The organism is Pseudoalteromonas sp. SG41-2, assembly GCF_014164535.1.
GTDB classification, from domain to species: domain Bacteria; phylum Pseudomonadota; class Gammaproteobacteria; order Enterobacterales; family Alteromonadaceae; genus Pseudoalteromonas; species Pseudoalteromonas rhizosphaerae.
In genome coordinates this window covers 110,541-127,409 of sequence record NZ_JACJFK010000011.1, presented here as the reverse complement: position 1 = coordinate 127,409, position 16,869 = coordinate 110,541, and the positions used below count along the sequence as shown (strand labels likewise).

Below are 16,869 nucleotides of genomic sequence, written 5' to 3'. Positions count from 1 at the left end.
GGTTAACTACAAACCTTATCCCTGCCAGTATTTTTAGCATGGTAAAGGTTTGTGTCAGCAACTTTTAATAATGTATTAAGGGCTAATCCTGGCTGCATTTGTGCGACCCCAGCACTGCTTGTTAAAGTGATTTTATTATCGGTCAAGCTTAACGATTTTAAACAAATGCATAAGTTACCGATAAAATCATGCCCTTGTGCAAGTGTTAAGTTTGGCATTACCACAATAAACTCTTCACCACCAAAGCGAGCAAATTGATACTCAGTATCAGCTAACTGCTCAGTAAGTAACGCGCTAAAAGCAATTAGGGCTTGATCACCGATATCATGACCATATTGATCATTTACTTGTTTAAAATGATCAATATCTAAAATTGAAACTGAAAAGTTTTGTTGCTTCCCGATAAGTTGCGATGCAATAAAATCGAGAATATAACGACGGTTATGAGCTCCAGTGAGTGGATCTGTATTTGCTCTGCGTTGGCTTCGTAAATATGCTTTGCGTTGATTTAATGCGAAAATTGTAATGCTTAATATCGCTAATATACCAATAACAGAATAGGCTGCTTGTAACTGTCCTTCTTTAGCTAACTTATCTAAAGTAATTTGTTGGTATTTTAATTTCTCTTCAGCCAACTGCAATTTGATATCTTGTTGAGTAGATTCAAATCGTGAGCGTGCTTCTTGCTCGAGTTTCTGCTGCGTTGTTTCTTTTGCTTGCTCTGTAAGCTTAATCAATAACTTCAGTGCATTAGTAGCCTCTGCAAAACGACCTAATTGTTCTAGGCTTTGCGCCTTTAAGCTAAGTGTATTACGGCTGTAACGGTTATTAAGCGGCCTATCGTAATCAGTCAACAATAACTCTGATGCTTGAATATATTCAAGTGCTTGCTCTGGTTGCTGTAATGCTAAGAAAGTTTTAGCAAATCCATTATTTAACGCAATTATATGCGCTGGATTTACAATCACTGTATTGACATAACTTTTAGCCAAGTTTAGTAGTTGCAACGCTTGCGAATATTTTTTTTGCTTCAGAGCGACATTTGCCTTACCAGCTGGTGCCAAAAAAAGATAGCGCGGTGCTTTTACCATTGCTGATAACATTATCATTTCTTCATAACAAGCCGCCGCTGAATCAAGTTTTTCAGCGCGCTCATATGTCATGCATAAGATATAGATAACAGGCAAACCATTGACAACATCGCCGTTTTTACTGGCGATATCGCGCGCCAAAACTGCATATTGCTCACCTTTCTCAAATAGTGACATAGTCGAATAATATGCCGCTAAACTATCATAAACATAAAGCATGGTAGTTGATGACATATTCGCAGTTTTCGCTTCAATGTAGGCATTTTCGATAATTTCTATTGCTTTAGGGTATTCCTCTTGCCAGAGCAACAGAGCCCCTTCAATTGACTCAGCTTGTACCAACATCTCTAAATCGTTTGCTTGAATAAAGGCATTTTGTGCTAAGCGGATTTGTTTAATACTTTCAGGTAACAGCCCTTCTTCTAAAGAAAAAACACTCCGATACATTAACCAATAACCTTGGATCCAATCATCGTCTTTAGGCAGTTGTTGTTGGGCAAGTTCAAAGTAACTTTGTGAACGTGCGATATCACCTTTAAATAAATACAGCCGTGCTAACAAAGTATTATTATAAGCGTGTTCAGTGGTAGAAATACCCTGAGCTGCTTGTGTAAGAACTAATTCTTCGATCAACTGATTTGGTTCAGCTAATGCGCGTTGTTCGGTTACTAAAAATGCGGTACGAAATGAAGTAGATGAAAATAAATTGAAAGAGCAACAAAAGCATACAAGGTAGACTGTAAAATAAATTATTCGCATTACTGCTAGATCTTCCAATGATAAAAAGCAATCGCACATTATAACGGCAGTTTTGATTATTACCAGTAGATTTTATTGAAACAAGCTATTGATTTTTATTATTAAATAAACAGCTAAAGATTCTGAAATTTATCATTATCTAGACATAATACTTTATGAATAATGACAATAAAAAAGGCTCACTAAGTGAGCCTTTTTTTCAAAACATAGCGGGTTATTACCAGCCAGTTTTTTCTTTAAGTGCTTTACCGATATCAGCAAGTGAACGTACAGTTTTTACGCCCGCAGCTTCTAATGCAGCAAATTTCTCATCAGCAGTACCTTTACCGCCAGCGATGATTGCGCCAGCATGACCCATACGCTTACCTTCTGGTGCAGTAACACCAGCAATGTAAGAAACAACAGGCTTAGTAACGTTAGCTTTGATGTACTCTGCAGCTTCTTCTTCTGCAGTACCACCGATTTCACCGATCATTACGATCGCTTCAGTTTGTGGATCTTTTTCGAACATTTCTAAAACGTCGATAAAGTTAGTACCAGGAATTGGGTCGCCACCAATACCAACACAGGTAGACTGACCGAAACCTGCATCTGTAGTTTGTTTAACAGCTTCGTACGTTAAAGTACCAGAGCGAGAAACAATACCTACTTTACCAGGTTTGTGGATGTGACCAGGCATGATACCAATCTTAGTCTCACCAGGAGTGATAACACCTGGACAGTTAGGACCGATCATACGAGTACCTGTTTGATCTAGTTTAACTTTAACGTCAACCATATCAAGTGTAGGGATACCTTCAGTGATACAAACGATTAGCTCGATGCCCGCATCGATTGCTTCTAAGATAGCATCTTTACAAAAAGGTGCTGGTACATAGATAACTGATGCAGTTGCGCCAGTTGCTTCTACAGCATCACGTACAGTGTTAAATACTGGAAGACCAAGGTGCGTTTGACCGCCTTTACCTGGGCTTACACCACCAACCATTTGTGTACCGTACTCAAGCGCTTGCTCAGAGTGGAAAGTACCTTGGCCACCGGTGAAACCTTGACAGATAACTTTTGTATCTTTATTGATTAATACAGACATTATTTGCCCTCCGCAGCAGCAACAACTTTTTCAGCCGCGTCTGTTAGTGATTCAGCAGCAATGATATCTAGACCAGAGTTCTTAAGAACTTCACGACCTAGCTCAGCGTTAGTACCTTCTAAACGTACAACTACTGGTACGTTTACGCCAACTTCTTTAACTGCACCAATGATGCCTTCAGCGATCATGTCACAACGAACGATACCACCGAAGATGTTAACTAAAACGGCTTTAACGTTGTCATCAGAAAGAATGATTTTGAATGCTTCTGATACACGTTCTTTAGTCGCGCCGCCGCCAACATCTAGGAAGTTTGCAGGCTTGCCACCGTGTAGGTTTACGATGTCCATAGTACCCATTGCTAGGCCTGCACCGTTAACCATACAACCAACGTTACCGTCTAATGCAACGTAGTTAAGTTCAAAACTTGCTGCATGAGCTTCACGTGCATCTTCTTGTGATGGATCGTGGAAATCACGCATTTTAGGTTGACGGTAAAGTGCATTACCATCGATACCGATTTTGCCGTCAAGACAGTGAAGGTTACCTTCATCAGTGATAACAAGCGGGTTGATTTCAAGTAGTGCGAAATCGAAATCAGTAAACATTTTACCAAGACCCATAAAGATCTGTACGAACTGTTTCATTTGTACTGGGTTAAGACCCAATTTAAAACCTAGTTCACGTGCTTGGTAAGCTTGAGGACCTACTAATGGGTCGATCTCTGCTTTGTGGATAAGCTCTGGTGTTTCTTCAGCAACAGTTTCAATTTCAACACCGCCTTCAGTAGACGCCATGAAAACAACTTTGCGAGATGCACGGTCAACAACTGCACCTAAGTACAATTCGTTGGCGATATCAGTACAGCTTTCTACTAAAATTTTAGCAACTGGCTGACCATTCTCGTCTGTTTGGTAAGTAACTAGGTTTTTACCTAACCAGTTAGCTGCAAACGCTTTAACTTCGTCGATAGTTTTAACTAGCTTTACACCGCCAGCTTTACCACGTCCACCTGCGTGAACCTGAGTTTTAACAACCCACATATCACCGCCGATTTTCTCAGCAGCTGCTGCAGCTTCTTCAGGTGTATCGCAAGCGAAACCTTGAGAAACTGGTAAACCATATTCGGCAAAAAGTTGTTTTGCCTGATACTCATGCAAATTCATGATGCTTTATCCAATTTTTTATACTAAAAGAGCTGACTATTTTTATAAATAGACAGCTATCCCAAATTGCGCACCTAGTATAGATCCCAAGGCTTAACATGAAAACCCCAGTACGACCAAAGGCGCAAAAAAAAAGCTGTGAATATGACTCACAGCTTATATTTTATACTACTGAATTAAACATCCAGTAATAAACGAGTTGGATCTTCAAGTAACTCTTTAATTGTTACTAAGAAGCCAACAGATTCTTTACCATCTATTTGGCGATGATCATAAGATAATGCCAAATACATCATAGGAAGAATTTCAACTTTACCATTCACAGCCATTGGACGATCTTGGATTTTATGCATACCCAAAATTGAAGACTGCGGTAAGTTAATAATAGGTGTTGATAGTAACGAACCGAACACACCACCGTTAGTGATAGTGAAGTTACCACCCGTCATGTCGTCAAGTGTTAACTTACCATCACGACCTTTAAGTGCTAATTCACGAATACCTTTTTCGATTTCAGCAACAGATAGCTTATCGCAATCTTTTAGTACTGGAGTCACTAGGCCACGTGGCGTAGAAACTGCAATGCTGATATCAAAATAGTTGTGGTATACGATATCATCGCCATCAATTGATGCATTTACGTCAGGGAAACGTTTTAGTGCTTCAGTAACTGCTTTTACGTAAAAAGACATGAAACCTAAACGGATACCGTGACGTTTCTCGAACACTTCTTGATACTGCTTACGAAGATCCATGATTGGTTTCATGTTAACTTCGTTAAATGTCGTTAACATTGCAGTAGAGTTTTTCGCTTCAAGAAGACGATTAGCAATGGTTTTACGTAAACGTGTCATAGGCACGCGTTTTTGTGTACGGTCACCCATTGGTGCCGCTGGCGCTGCTTCAGCTTTCGCCGCAGGAGCTGGTGACTTCAAGAATTGATCAACATCTTCTTTTGTCACACGACCATTTTTACCAGAGCCTTTAATTTTAGAAGCATCTAGGCCTTTTTCTGCGATTAAACGACGCACTGACGGTGTTAACACGTCTGAGCTATCGCTAGAATCAGCAGCTGGAGCTTGTTCTTTTGCTGCAGGGGCTGCAGCTGGTGCGCCACCGGCTTTAACTTTACCGATAACTTGGTCACCCAGTACTGTATCGCCTTCTGCGTGAATAATTTCACCCATTACGCCATCTTCTTGAGCAACAACTTCAAGAACAACTTTATCAGTTTCGATATCAACTAGGTTTTGATCGCGTGTTACTGCGTCACCTGGTTGCACATGCCAAGTAGCTACTGTCGCGTCTGCGACTGATTCTGGAAGTACAGGTACTTTAATGTCCACTTCTTTACCTTCTGATGCTGGTGCTGATTGCGCCGCTGGCGCGTTTTCTTGTTTGTCCGAAGCTGGTGCAGCTTCGCTCTTTGCGTCTTCAGTTGGCGCAGCTGCATCAGCCTCACCAATGATACCGATCACTTGGTCGCCAAGTACGGTTGCACCTTCTTCTTGTGAAATTTCAGTGATCACACCATCATGTGGTGCAACAACTTCTAAAACAACTTTGTCTGTTTCGATATCTACTAAGTTCTGATCACGGCTTACTTTGTCGCCAACACTTACATGCCATGTAGCAACGGAAGCATCAGCAACCGACTCAGGAAGAACAGGAACTTTAATTTCTGTGCTCATTGCTTATCCTTTATTTTCAATAGTAAGCGCGTCTGCGACAAGCGCTTGTTGTTCTTTAGTATGCACTGACATATAACCACACGCTGGAGAAGCAGAGGCTTTACGACCTGCATATTTAAGCTTCGCACCTTGTGGGATTGCATCTACAAAGTGGTGTTGTGAACAATACCAAGCACCTTGATTTTGCGGCTCTTCTTGACACCAAACAAAGTCTTTCACATGTTGATAACGCGCCATAATGGCTTCCATTTCATCATGTGGGAATGGGTATAACTGTTCAACACGCACAATAGCTATATTGTCTTGCTCAAGCTTACGACGCTCTTGTAATAGCTCGTAGTAAACTTTACCACTACAAAATACTACGCGTTCTACTTTCTTAGCATCAATATCATCGATTTCATCGATCATATTATGGAAAACACCTTCTGCAAGCTCTTCAAGCGACGACGTTGCAAGTGGATGACGTAACAATGATTTAGGTGTCATAACAATCAGTGGGCGACGCAGTGGTCTTACTGATTGACGACGTAACATTGCATATACTTGTGCCGGTGTTGATGGCACACATACTTGCATGTTGTGATCAGCACATAGCTGTAAGAAACGCTCTAAACGTGCTGAACTGTGCTCAGGACCTTGCCCTTCATAACCATGTGGCAATAAAATGGTCAGTCCACATAAGCGGCCCCATTTTTGCTCACCTGAACTTAAGAATTGGTCAAATACAACTTGGGCGCCGTTAGCAAAATCACCAAACTGTGCTTCCCACAATACTAGTGATGTTGGCTCTGCTGTCGCATAACCATATTCAAACGCCACAACCGCTTCTTCTGAAAGCACAGAGTCAAATACTTGGAAAGTACCTTGATCTTCACTTAAGTGCTGTAAAGGCGTGTAAGTGGCCCCATCAGTTTGACTATGTACAACTGCATGGCGGTGGAAGAAAGTACCACGCCCTGAATCTTGGCCTGTTAAACGAATATCAGTGCCTTCAGTTGCGATTGTTGCATAAGCAAGTGTTTCTGCCATACCCCAATCAAGTGGTTTCTCACCGTTAGCCATTAATTTGCGATCATCGTAAATCTTTTTAACGCGAGACTGGGCTTTATATTGCTCAGGGTAACTTGCTATTTTGTTACCCAGTTCTTTTAATTTTTCAACTGGAACGCTGGCATCGTAATCAACACTCCATTCATGGCCAACATACTTAGCCCAATCAGATGAGTGTGATGTTTCTGGTTGAATTTCTTCAACAACACAATTGCCTTCGTCTAAACCATTACGGTAGTCATCAGCCAGTGCTTTAATTTCATCTTCAGTAAACGAGCCTTCAGCCATTAACTGATCTGCGTAGATCAAACGTGGCACAGGGTGTTTTTTGATTTTTTGGTACATGATCGGTTGAGTCGCATTCGGCTCATCCGCTTCATTATGGCCGTGACGACGATAACAAACTAGATCAATAACCACATCACGTTTAAATTGATTTCTGAAATCAAGTGCGATTTGCGTAACAAATGCAACCGCTTCAGGGTCATCTGAATTAACGTGGAAAATAGGCGATTGCACCATTTTTGCGATGTCTGTACAGTAATCTGTTGAACGTACATCGTATTGTTTGCTTGTAGTAAAACCAACTTGGTTGTTCACTACAATGCGAATACTACCACCACAACTAAACGCATTTGTTTGCGATAAGTTAAAGGTTTCTTGAACAACACCTTGGCCTGCAACTGCCGAATCACCATGAATGGTGATAGGTAGTGCTTTAATACCTGAACTGTCACCCAAACGGTCTAAACGTGCACGAACCGAGCCCATAACTACTGGGTTTACGATTTCAAGATGCGATGGGTTAAAGGCAAGAGCCATATGAACTTTGCCACCTTTAGTAGCAAAATCCGAAGAGTAACCCATGTGGTATTTAACATCACCTGAGCTTAATGTTTCTTTATGCTTGCCAGCAAACTCATCAAATAGTTCTGATGGATTTTTACCAAGTACATTGACAAGAACATTTAAGCGACCACGGTGAGCCATACCAATTACCGCTTCTTGTTGGCCACTTTCGCCAGCACGGTGAATAAGCTCTTTCAGCATCGGTACTAACGCATCACCACCTTCGAGTGAGAAACGCTTAGCACCTGGGAACTTAGCCCCTAAATACTTTTCAAGACCATCGGCTGCGGTTAATCCTTTGAGGATACGCAACTTTTCTTCTTTACTGAATGTTGGTCGTGATTGCACTGATTCTAAACGTTGTTGTAACCAACGTTTTTCTTCAGTTGATGTGATGTGCATATACTCAGCACCTACTGAACCACAATATGTGGTCATTAGTGCTTGATATAACTCACCTAAAGGCATGGTATCGCGGCCTACGGCAAACGATCCCACGTTAAATTCACGGTCAAAATCAGCTTTAGATAATTCATGGTATTCAAGTTCTAAATCTCGAACACGTTCACGCTGCCAAATGCCTAATGGATCTAAGTTAGCATTTTGGTGACCACGGAAACGGAAAGCATTAATAAGCTGCAGTACTTTGACCTGTTTAGGATCGCCGCTACCACTGCCCTCTGCTACCACTACTTCTCTATGCTTGTTTTTCGCAAGCGCCGCAAACTGTGCACGAACTTCTGAATGCTTTACTTCAACATCCACACCATCTACTTTTGGTAATTGTTCGAACACTTCTCGCCATTCTTCTGGCACAGAAGTCGCATTGTCTAAATACGCTTCATAAAGCTCTTCTATATAAGCAACGTTTCCGCCGTTTAAATGTGAAGATTCTAGCCATGCCTTCATCACACCTTCGTGCATTTATAAGCCCTTTTCTTTAGCGCAGAAATTAATTGTTATAACAAGATGGCTAATTTACATTAGCCATCTTACATTTATCAATATTATTAAACTGAACGGTTTATTAACATTGATTTGATTTGTCCGATTGCCTTAGTTGGATTAAGACCTTTAGGACAAACGCTAACACAGTTCATGATACTGTGACAACGGAACACGCTGAATGCATCGTCTAAGTCAGCTAAACGCTCTTCTGTTGCTGTATCTCGGCTATCTGCCAAGAAACGGTAAGCATGAAGAAGACCAGCTGGACCGATGAACTTGTCTGGATTCCACCAGAACGAAGGACACGATGTTGAACAACATGCACATAGAATACACTCATACAAGCCATCTAACTTGTCACGTTCTTCAATTGATTGAAGACGCTCACCTGCAGCAGGTGTATCGTTAATTAGATAAGGCTTTACTTTTTCGTATTGAGTGTAGAACTGACTCATGTCAATAACAAGGTCACGTACCACTGGTAAACCTGGTAATGGACGAATTACGATTTTACCTTTGCCACCTTTTTGTAGCGTTGATAAAGGAGTAATACATGCTAAACCATTTTTACCATTCATGTTAACACCGTCAGAGCCACACACACCTTCACGGCATGAACGACGAAATGATAACGTTGGATCTTGCTCTTTTAATAATAAAAGTGCATCCAATACCATCATGTCGTGGCCTTCTTCCGTTTGCAAAGTATATTCTTGCATACGGGGGGCGTTATCAACATCTGGATTGTAACGATAAACAGAAAATTGTACTTGTGCCATCGTCTCGCTCCTAGTAGGTACGTGCTTTAGGTGGAAATGCTTCGCGCAGTTTCGGCGCATAGTTTACATCACGCTTGCTCATTTCATCCGTTACCGGATTGAATACTGAGTGACATAACCAGTTTTCGTCATCACGATCTGGGAAGTCAAAGCGAGAGTGTGCACCACGGCTTTCTGTACGGAAGTTTGCAGCAACTGCTGTTGAGTATGCTGTTTCCATCATGTTATCTAACTCTAGACATTCGATACGTGCAGTGTTGAAGTCTGATGATTTATCATCAAGACGCGCATGCTGCAGACGTTCACGAATTTCTTTAAGCTCTTTTAGACCGGCTGCCATTGACTCACCTTCACGGAATACCGAGAAGTTAAGTTGCATACACTGCTGTAGGTCTTTCTTGATTTGTACTGGATCTTCGCCTTGACCAACTGTTGAGTTCTCCCAACGATTGAAACGAGCGAGTGCAGCGTCTAAATCTGATTCTGAGGCATCTTTTGATACTTCAACGTCATTTAGGTAAGTGCCAAGGAAGTTACCTGCAGCACGCCCAAATACAACTAAATCAAGTAATGAGTTACCACCTAGGCGGTTTGCACCGTGTACAGATACACAGGCAATTTCACCAACAGCAAATAAACCTTCAACTACTTTTTCGTTGCCGTTAGCATCGATTTGTAGCGCTTGACCATTTACGTTAGTAGGAACACCACCCATCATATAGTGACAAGTAGGGATTACTGGAATTGGCTCTTTTGCAGGGTCAACGTGAGCAAATGTTTTAGCAAGATCACATACACCTGGAAGACGTAGGTTAAGCGTTTCTTCACCTAAGTGATCAAGTTTAAGCTTAATGTGTGGACCCCAAGGACCATCACAACCACGACCTTCACGAATTTCTGTCATCATTGAACGGGCAACAACATCGCGTGACGCTAAGTCTTTCGCATTCGGTGCATAACGTTCCATGAAGCGTTCGCCATCTTTATTTAAAAGATAACCACCTTCACCACGACAACCTTCCGTTACTAGCGTACCCGCACCAGCAATACCGGTTGGGTGAAACTGCCACATTTCCATGTCTTGCATAGAAATGCCAGCACGTGTCGCCATACCAACACCGTCACCAGTGTTAATGTGAGCATTAGTAGTTGAAGCGAAGATACGACCCGCACCACCTGTTGCTAGTACCACAGCTTTTGATTTGAAATAAACAACTTCGCCTGTTTCAATATCAATAGCAGTACAACCAACTACATTACCATCATCGTTTTTAACTAAATCTAATGCATACCACTCAGAGAATACATTGGTTTTGTTTTTAACGTTTTGTTGATAAAGAAGGTGCAATAACGCATGACCTGTACGGTCAGCCGCAGCCGCGGTACGTGCTGCTTGCTCGCCACCAAAGTTTTTCGATTGACCACCGAAAGGACGTTGGTAAACACGGCCATTTTCAAAACGAGAAAACGGTAGACCCATGTTTTCTAATTCAGTAATTGCTTCTGGGCCAGTTTTACACATATATTCGATAGCGTCTTGGTCACCGATGAAATCGGAACCTTTAACGGTATCGTACATGTGCCATTCCCAGTTATCTTCATGTGAGTTACCCAGCGCAACCGTAATACCACCTTGTGCAGACACAGTGTGTGAACGCGTTGGGAAAACTTTAGAGATAAGTGCACAGGTTTTACCTGATTCAGTGATTGCAAGTGCCGCGCGCATACCCGCACCACCTGCGCCAATCACGACGGCATCAAATTCACGAACAGAATATTTCACTTAAACACCCCATAGAACGATTAGACCAATTGCTACGTATGCAGCGGCCATTAGGTTCAAAACAAAACCTAAAACAGCACGCAATTTTGCGCATTTAACGTAGTCAGTCAGTACTTGCCAAAGGCCAATACGGGTATGAACCATAATGCAAACAAGGGTAATTAGTGTGAACCCTTTCATTGCTAGGTTTGAAAACAGGCCTTGCCATGCTTCGAAAGTGACTTCTGGTGTACATAAGAAGTAGCCAATAATAAAAATCGCATACGCGGTAATTACTAGTGCCGTGGTACGTAACGAGACATAATCTTGTATGCCGTCACGTTTTAGAGTTGCTTGATTTAAAACCATATCCACACCCCTGCTAATACAGAAGCCACAACGCCAAGTGCCATTGCAATTTTAGCGCTAAGGTTACCTGATTCAAGTTCTTCCCAATGTCCCATATCCATAATGATATGACGGATACCACCAATAAGGTGATACGCCAATACAGAAATGGTGCCCCAAGCTATAAATTTGGCAATGAATCCGCTAAACAGACCCTTGACGAATTCAAAACCTTCAGCTGAAGAAAGAGACTCTGACCAAGCCCAAATGACAAACGTTAAAGCAAAAAATAATGCAACACCGGTGACGCGGTGAAAAATTGATGCTTTAGCCGCTGCCGGCATAGATATAGTTGTTAGATCTAGATTTACAGGTCTTTGCTTTTTCACAGTTACTTGCCCATCTTGCCCACTAGGAGCTCATCTACTTGTTTTTCTTAACCCACCAAAAAACGATTTTTCTGATGGAACTATCTAAGTAAAGCGTTTTGTTACGACTAAAATTCACATTTTTGCAAAGATTAGCTGTAAAAATAACGTTTACCTACAGACAATACGGTATAAAACCTTCGATAGTATATATAGCCAGAGGTCTTTTTACAATTCTTGTTTAGTTATAGCTATTTGCGAATTAGCCAATGGTATAATATTTAATCCCGTGAGAATATTTATTATACATTTGTGCATAATGTTTATAAAAATTGACTTTAACCCCCTCTTTCACGTTAAAATGAAAAGAATGTGCTTAAACAGATTCAGAACATAACAATCAGAGTTGTTATCTTAATAGGAGATAAATAGATGGCGGATAAGAAAGCCACAGTCCATATTGATGGTCTAGATCCAATCGAACTTCCAATTTACCAAGGTACTGCTGGTCAGGATGTAATCGATGTACGTACGTTAGGTGCTCATGGTCATTTCACATATGATCCAGGTTTCATGTCGACTGGTTCTTGCGAATCTTCAATTACATATATCGACGGTGGCAAAGGGATATTACTTCACCGTGGTTACCCAATTGAACAACTAGCCGAAGACTCAGATTATGTTGAGTTGTGTTATTTACTGCTAAATGGTGAGTTACCAACTAAAGAGCAATATGCTGATTTTGCATCACAAATTACACATAGCACGATGCTTGATGAGAAAATTGCAAACTTCTTCCAAGGTTTCCGTTTTGATGCCCATCCAATGGCTATGCTATGTGGTGTAGTTGGTGCATTATCATCTTTTTATCATGAAGATCTTGATATTACTGATGCAACACAACGTAAAACAAGTGCAGTAAAATTAATTGCTAAGCTACCAACTATCGCAGCGATGGCTTACAAATATAACGTAGGTCAACCATTCGTTTATCCACGTAATGATTTAAGCTATGCAGAAAACTTCTTACATATGATGTTTTCTGTACCAGCTGAAGAATATAAAGTTAATCCAGTGACTGCTAAAGCAATGGATAAAATCTTTATGCTTCACGCTGATCACGAGCAAAATGCATCAACGTCTACAGTACGCTTAGCTGGCTCTTCTGGTGCTAACCCATATGCATGTATTGCAGCGGGTATCGCATCACTATGGGGCCCTGCACATGGCGGTGCTAACGAAGCATGTTTAAACATGTTAGAAGAAATTGGCTCTGTTGATCGCATCGACGAATACGTTGCTAAAGCAAAAGATAAGTCGGACCCATTCCGTCTTATGGGCTTTGGACACCGTGTTTACAAAAACTTCGACCCGCGTGCAACTGTAATGCGTCAAACCTGTCACGAAGTACTTGCTGAGCTTAATATTCAAGATCCATTGCTGGATATTGCAATGAAACTTGAGCAAATTGCCTTAGAAGACCCATACTTTGTTGAGAAGAAACTTTACCCTAACGTAGACTTCTACTCAGGTATTATCTTAAAAGCAATTGGTATCCCAACAAGCATGTTCACTGTGATCTTCGCAATGGCACGTACTGTTGGTTGGATCACACACTGGGACGAGATGTTATCGCAACCTGGTCATAAGATCAGCCGTCCACGTCAGCTATATACTGGTCACACACACCGTGATTACGTAGCGACAGACAAGCGTTAATTTTAGTTAATGCTAAAAAGGGCCGCATTTGCGGCCTTTTTTGTATCTAGTCCTTGAGAAATATCACAAAGCCATTACAATTCCGATTCAGTTTTTAATTCGGCTTTGCTGTGCTTGGTGTTGAAAAGTTATGTTTAATATAGAAAAAATTCGCGCAGACTTTCCTGCCCTAAAACAACTCATCAACGGGCAACCGCTGGTCTATCTTGATTCGGCTGCAACCACACAAAAACCACTGTCAGTTATCAGCGCGACTGAGCAATTTTACGCACGCAATAATGCTAATGTTCATCGTGGCCGCCATACCTTAAGCGAACAAGCAACCCATGCCTATGAACAAGCAAGACAGACCGTTGCCAATTATTTTAATATCGATGCAAATGAATTAGTTTGGACCAAAGGAGCTACTGAGGCAATAAACTTAGTGGCGAATGGCTTAACTGAGCAGCTTGATAATGATTCAACCATCATCATTTCAGCCTTAGAGCATCACGCTAATATTGTGCCATGGCAACAGTTAGCAAAGCGCACGGGAGCAAAGCTACTGGCACTTCCGTTACAAAAAAATGGCTGCTTTGATGTTCAAGCATGTGTTGAATTCATCAGTCAGCATAAGCCATCTGTACTTGCTATCACTCACGCGTCTAATGCGCTTGGTAATATCACAGATCTTGACCCAATATTACATGCCGCAAAACGCCATGATGCAATTACCTTAGTGGATGGTGCGCAAGCTGCGCTGCATTTACAGCCAAATTTACCTCAACTTGGTTGTGATTTTTATGTTTTTTCGGCTCATAAAATGCTCGGGCCGACCGGATTAGGAGGATTATATGGTCGTTATGATCGGTTAAATAGTTTAGCTGTGTATCAAACTGGTGGCGAAATGATTGAAACTGTTACATTAGCAAAAACAATATTTCGTCAGGCACCAGCAAAGTTTGAAGCAGGTACACCAAACATTGCTGCAGTGATCGCTTTTGCAGCTGCAATCGATTATCTAACCAGTTTAAATAAGACTAATGTATATACTCATGAACAAGTAATTTTTAATTATGCGGCAGAAAAACTGCAATCCATCGCAGGAATTACCGTTTATAGCAACCTTGAGAACAATATTGGCACCCTTTGTTTCAATTATAAAGACGAACACCCTTTCGATATAGCAACACTTTTAGATGGTTATGGTATAGCAGTTCGCAGCGGTCATCATTGTGCGCAGCCATTAATGCAACATTTAGGTATTAATGGCAGTGTTCGAGCCAGCTTTGCATTTTATAATAACCATAGCGATGTTGATTTATTTATCGCTGCTTTGCAAAATTGCTTAGAGTTATTAGACTAATTATGGATAAGACATGATTAAAACGTTTAAAGAAATTGCTTTATCGCTTGAAAGATCGCCATCATGGCAACAAAAATACCGTGAAATAATGCTACTAGGTAAACAATTACCAGCTATGCCGGCTGTTTTAAAAACCAGTGATGCCCTTGTGCCTGGCTGTGAGAGTAAAGTTTGGCTGTATTTGGATTTTGATCTTGAAGAAAATTGCCTAGTTATTATTGGTGACTCAGATACCCGCATAGTAAAAGGATTATTAGCGATCATTCTGTCGCTTTATAATGGCTTAACCCCTGAACAAGCTATTAACACTGACGCATTTGCACAGTTTAATCATCTAGGGCTTATCCAGCACCTTAGTCCTTCCAGAGGCAACGGTATTAAAGCCATGGTTGAGCGTATTCAAACCATGGCAGAACAGAAAAACTAACTTTTCACGGTACGTGCGCAGCGATCTAAATATTTACGTATTGATTTTGCTGCGACAAAAAAACCAAAACTTCCGGTTACCATAGTCGCTGAACCAAAACCGTTGTTACAATCCATATTCATGGAGCCATCAGCCCCCTGTTTAGCATGACAAACGCTGCCATCAGTACTTGGATATACCAATTGCTCAGTTGAATAAACACAATCGATGTTGAATTTTCGCTTTGGATTGCTACTAAAGTTGTACTGTTTACGCAAAATATATCGCACTTTTGCCAGTAATGGATCATGGGTGGTCTTTGCTACATCACCAAAAGTGATTTGACTCGGATCAGTTTGACCGCCAGCACCACCGGTGGTGATCACCGGTATTTTGTTACGTTTACAATGTGCTATTAATGCCGCTTTTTCTTTTACTGCATCAATGCAATCTATGACATAGTCAAAACCACTTATATGCTCACGAATATTATCTAAAGTAATAAAATCATCGACAACACTGACCTCACACAGTGGATTGATCAATTCACAGCGGGCCTTCATTGCGACAACCTTTGCTTCACCCACAGTGCCTGTTAATGCATGTATTTGCCGATTTACGTTGGTTGCACAAATATCATCAAGATCAATTAAGGTTATTTTACCAACCCCAGTACGTGCTAGAGCCTCTGCCGCCCACGAGCCCACGCCACCAATACCAATAACACAAAAGTGGGCTTGTTGTAGCCATTCAAATTCAGTGTTGCCATATAATCTTTTGATACCACCAAAACGGATATCGGTTGCTTTTTCACTCATTTACCAATCCAGTTGCCATGGTGTTTGCCAAGGCTGAAAATTTTCATGTTCAATTAATGTTGTAAACTCATCATCGTAATGCGGTAACAAACTAAATTGCTGTAGTTTACCTTGCCACACAAAACTTAGTGCAAAAGCATGTAAATAGGTGCGCTCAGCAGCAGTACCACCGTATATTACATCACCTAAAATCGGCGCAGAAAGGCTTTTTAGCGCGACCCGTAATTGGTGCGTTTTACCCGAGTAAGGCTTTAAGATAAATGCCCTTCTATTGGCTTTAAAATTAATAGAATAAAAGCGAGTTATAGCTGGGTTTTCTTTACTTGTTAGTAGCTTATAGGTACTACGGCGTGATTTAGCCATATCCCCTTTGATCCAACCTTGCTTTTTCTTCGGTTTGCAATCACTTATCGCCAAATAAAACTTATTAACTTGATGAGCAGTAAATAAAACTGTCAGCTTTGCAGCCGCTTCACTACTGCGTGCTAAAATTATTAGCCCCGATGTCACTTTATCAAGGCGGTGCACAGCATATAACTTTTCTGCGAGTTGTTGCTCAGCGAGTACTACAAAACCTGGGCCTTCTTCACTATGGAAATTAAGCCCGGCAGGTTTTTCTATAATATAAAAATCAAGGTGCTTTGCTATAACCTTGAGTAATGTGAACGTGTTCACCA

The 16,869-nt window shown here is 41.2% G+C and carries 14 protein-coding genes; 3 read left to right on the top strand and 11 right to left on the bottom strand.

The genetic code is table 11. The annotated features are described in order from the left end of the window. Positions 1-2 precede the first annotated feature (2 nt). The 9 genes from H5186_RS10885 to sdhC all read right to left on the bottom strand — a co-directional run bounded on the left by H5186_RS10885 (position 3) and on the right by sdhC (position 11,925). Entirely contained in the window at positions 3-1,850 is a 1,848-nt protein-coding gene (locus tag H5186_RS10885; protein WP_182794450.1) for a GGDEF domain-containing protein, read from the bottom strand. A gap of 217 nt (positions 1,851-2,067) precedes the next feature. Further along, positions 2,068-2,940, bottom strand: coding sequence for a succinate--CoA ligase subunit alpha (sucD, locus tag H5186_RS10880; protein ID WP_145233870.1), 873 nt, complete (start codon positions 2,938-2,940; stop codon positions 2,068-2,070). Next, positions 2,940-4,106, bottom strand: coding sequence for an ADP-forming succinate--CoA ligase subunit beta (gene sucC, locus H5186_RS10875; RefSeq protein ID WP_145233868.1), 1,167 nt, complete (start codon positions 4,104-4,106; stop codon positions 2,940-2,942). Before sucC ends, sucD begins: the two co-directional genes overlap by 1 nt. A gap of 176 nt (positions 4,107-4,282) precedes the next feature. Next, a complete protein-coding gene (gene odhB / locus H5186_RS10870) occupies positions 4,283-5,797 on the bottom strand; it encodes a 2-oxoglutarate dehydrogenase complex dihydrolipoyllysine-residue succinyltransferase (RefSeq protein WP_182717861.1) in 1,515 nt (504 codons plus the stop codon). 3 nt (positions 5,798-5,800) lie between these two features. After that, on the bottom strand, positions 5,801-8,623 hold the full coding sequence (locus H5186_RS10865; RefSeq protein WP_182717862.1) for a 2-oxoglutarate dehydrogenase E1 component: 2,823 nt from the start codon (positions 8,621-8,623) through the stop codon (positions 5,801-5,803). Between the two features lie 86 nt (positions 8,624-8,709). Beyond that, entirely contained in the window at positions 8,710-9,426 is a 717-nt protein-coding gene (locus H5186_RS10860; protein ID WP_064666153.1) for a succinate dehydrogenase iron-sulfur subunit, read from the bottom strand. A gap of 10 nt (positions 9,427-9,436) precedes the next feature. Then, positions 9,437-11,209, bottom strand: a complete 1,773-nt coding sequence (sdhA, locus tag H5186_RS10855) for a succinate dehydrogenase flavoprotein subunit (RefSeq protein WP_182717863.1) — start codon at positions 11,207-11,209, stop codon at positions 9,437-9,439. Further along, on the bottom strand, positions 11,210-11,557 hold the full coding sequence (gene sdhD, locus H5186_RS10850; protein WP_169017830.1) for a succinate dehydrogenase, hydrophobic membrane anchor protein: 348 nt from the start codon (positions 11,555-11,557) through the stop codon (positions 11,210-11,212). Beyond that, complete coding sequence (gene sdhC, locus H5186_RS10845; protein ID WP_084448108.1) at positions 11,548-11,925, bottom strand: succinate dehydrogenase, cytochrome b556 subunit; 378 nt, start codon at positions 11,923-11,925, stop codon at positions 11,548-11,550. Before sdhC ends, sdhD begins: the two co-directional genes overlap by 10 nt. Before the next feature lie 411 nt (positions 11,926-12,336). On the opposite strand from sdhC, the gene H5186_RS10840 reads away from it, so the two are divergent. The 3 genes from H5186_RS10840 (at position 12,337) to H5186_RS10830 (ending at position 15,395) form a co-directional block, all read left to right on the top strand. Beyond that, positions 12,337-13,623, top strand: coding sequence for a citrate synthase (locus H5186_RS10840; RefSeq protein WP_149981074.1), 1,287 nt, complete (start codon positions 12,337-12,339; stop codon positions 13,621-13,623). Positions 13,624-13,753: 130 nt separating this feature from the next. Continuing rightward, complete coding sequence (locus H5186_RS10835; RefSeq protein WP_182761322.1) at positions 13,754-14,968, top strand: aminotransferase class V-fold PLP-dependent enzyme; 1,215 nt, start codon at positions 13,754-13,756, stop codon at positions 14,966-14,968. A 13-nt stretch (positions 14,969-14,981) separates the two neighbouring features. After that, the gene (locus tag H5186_RS10830; protein WP_182761321.1) at positions 14,982-15,395 is read left to right on the top strand and encodes a SufE family protein; all 414 of its coding nucleotides are present in this window, start codon (positions 14,982-14,984) and stop codon (positions 15,393-15,395) included. Here the strand turns inward: H5186_RS10830 and tcdA are convergent. After that, the gene (tcdA, locus tag H5186_RS10825; protein ID WP_182761320.1) at positions 15,392-16,192 is read right to left on the bottom strand and encodes a tRNA cyclic N6-threonylcarbamoyladenosine(37) synthase TcdA; all 801 of its coding nucleotides are present in this window, start codon (positions 16,190-16,192) and stop codon (positions 15,392-15,394) included. The genes H5186_RS10830 and tcdA overlap by 4 nt on opposite strands. Continuing rightward, positions 16,193-16,867 (bottom strand): TIGR01621 family pseudouridine synthase, encoded by a 675-nt coding sequence (locus tag H5186_RS10820; RefSeq protein ID WP_257325926.1) that lies wholly within the window; start codon positions 16,865-16,867, stop codon positions 16,193-16,195. Between the last annotated feature and the right edge of the window lie 2 nt (positions 16,868-16,869).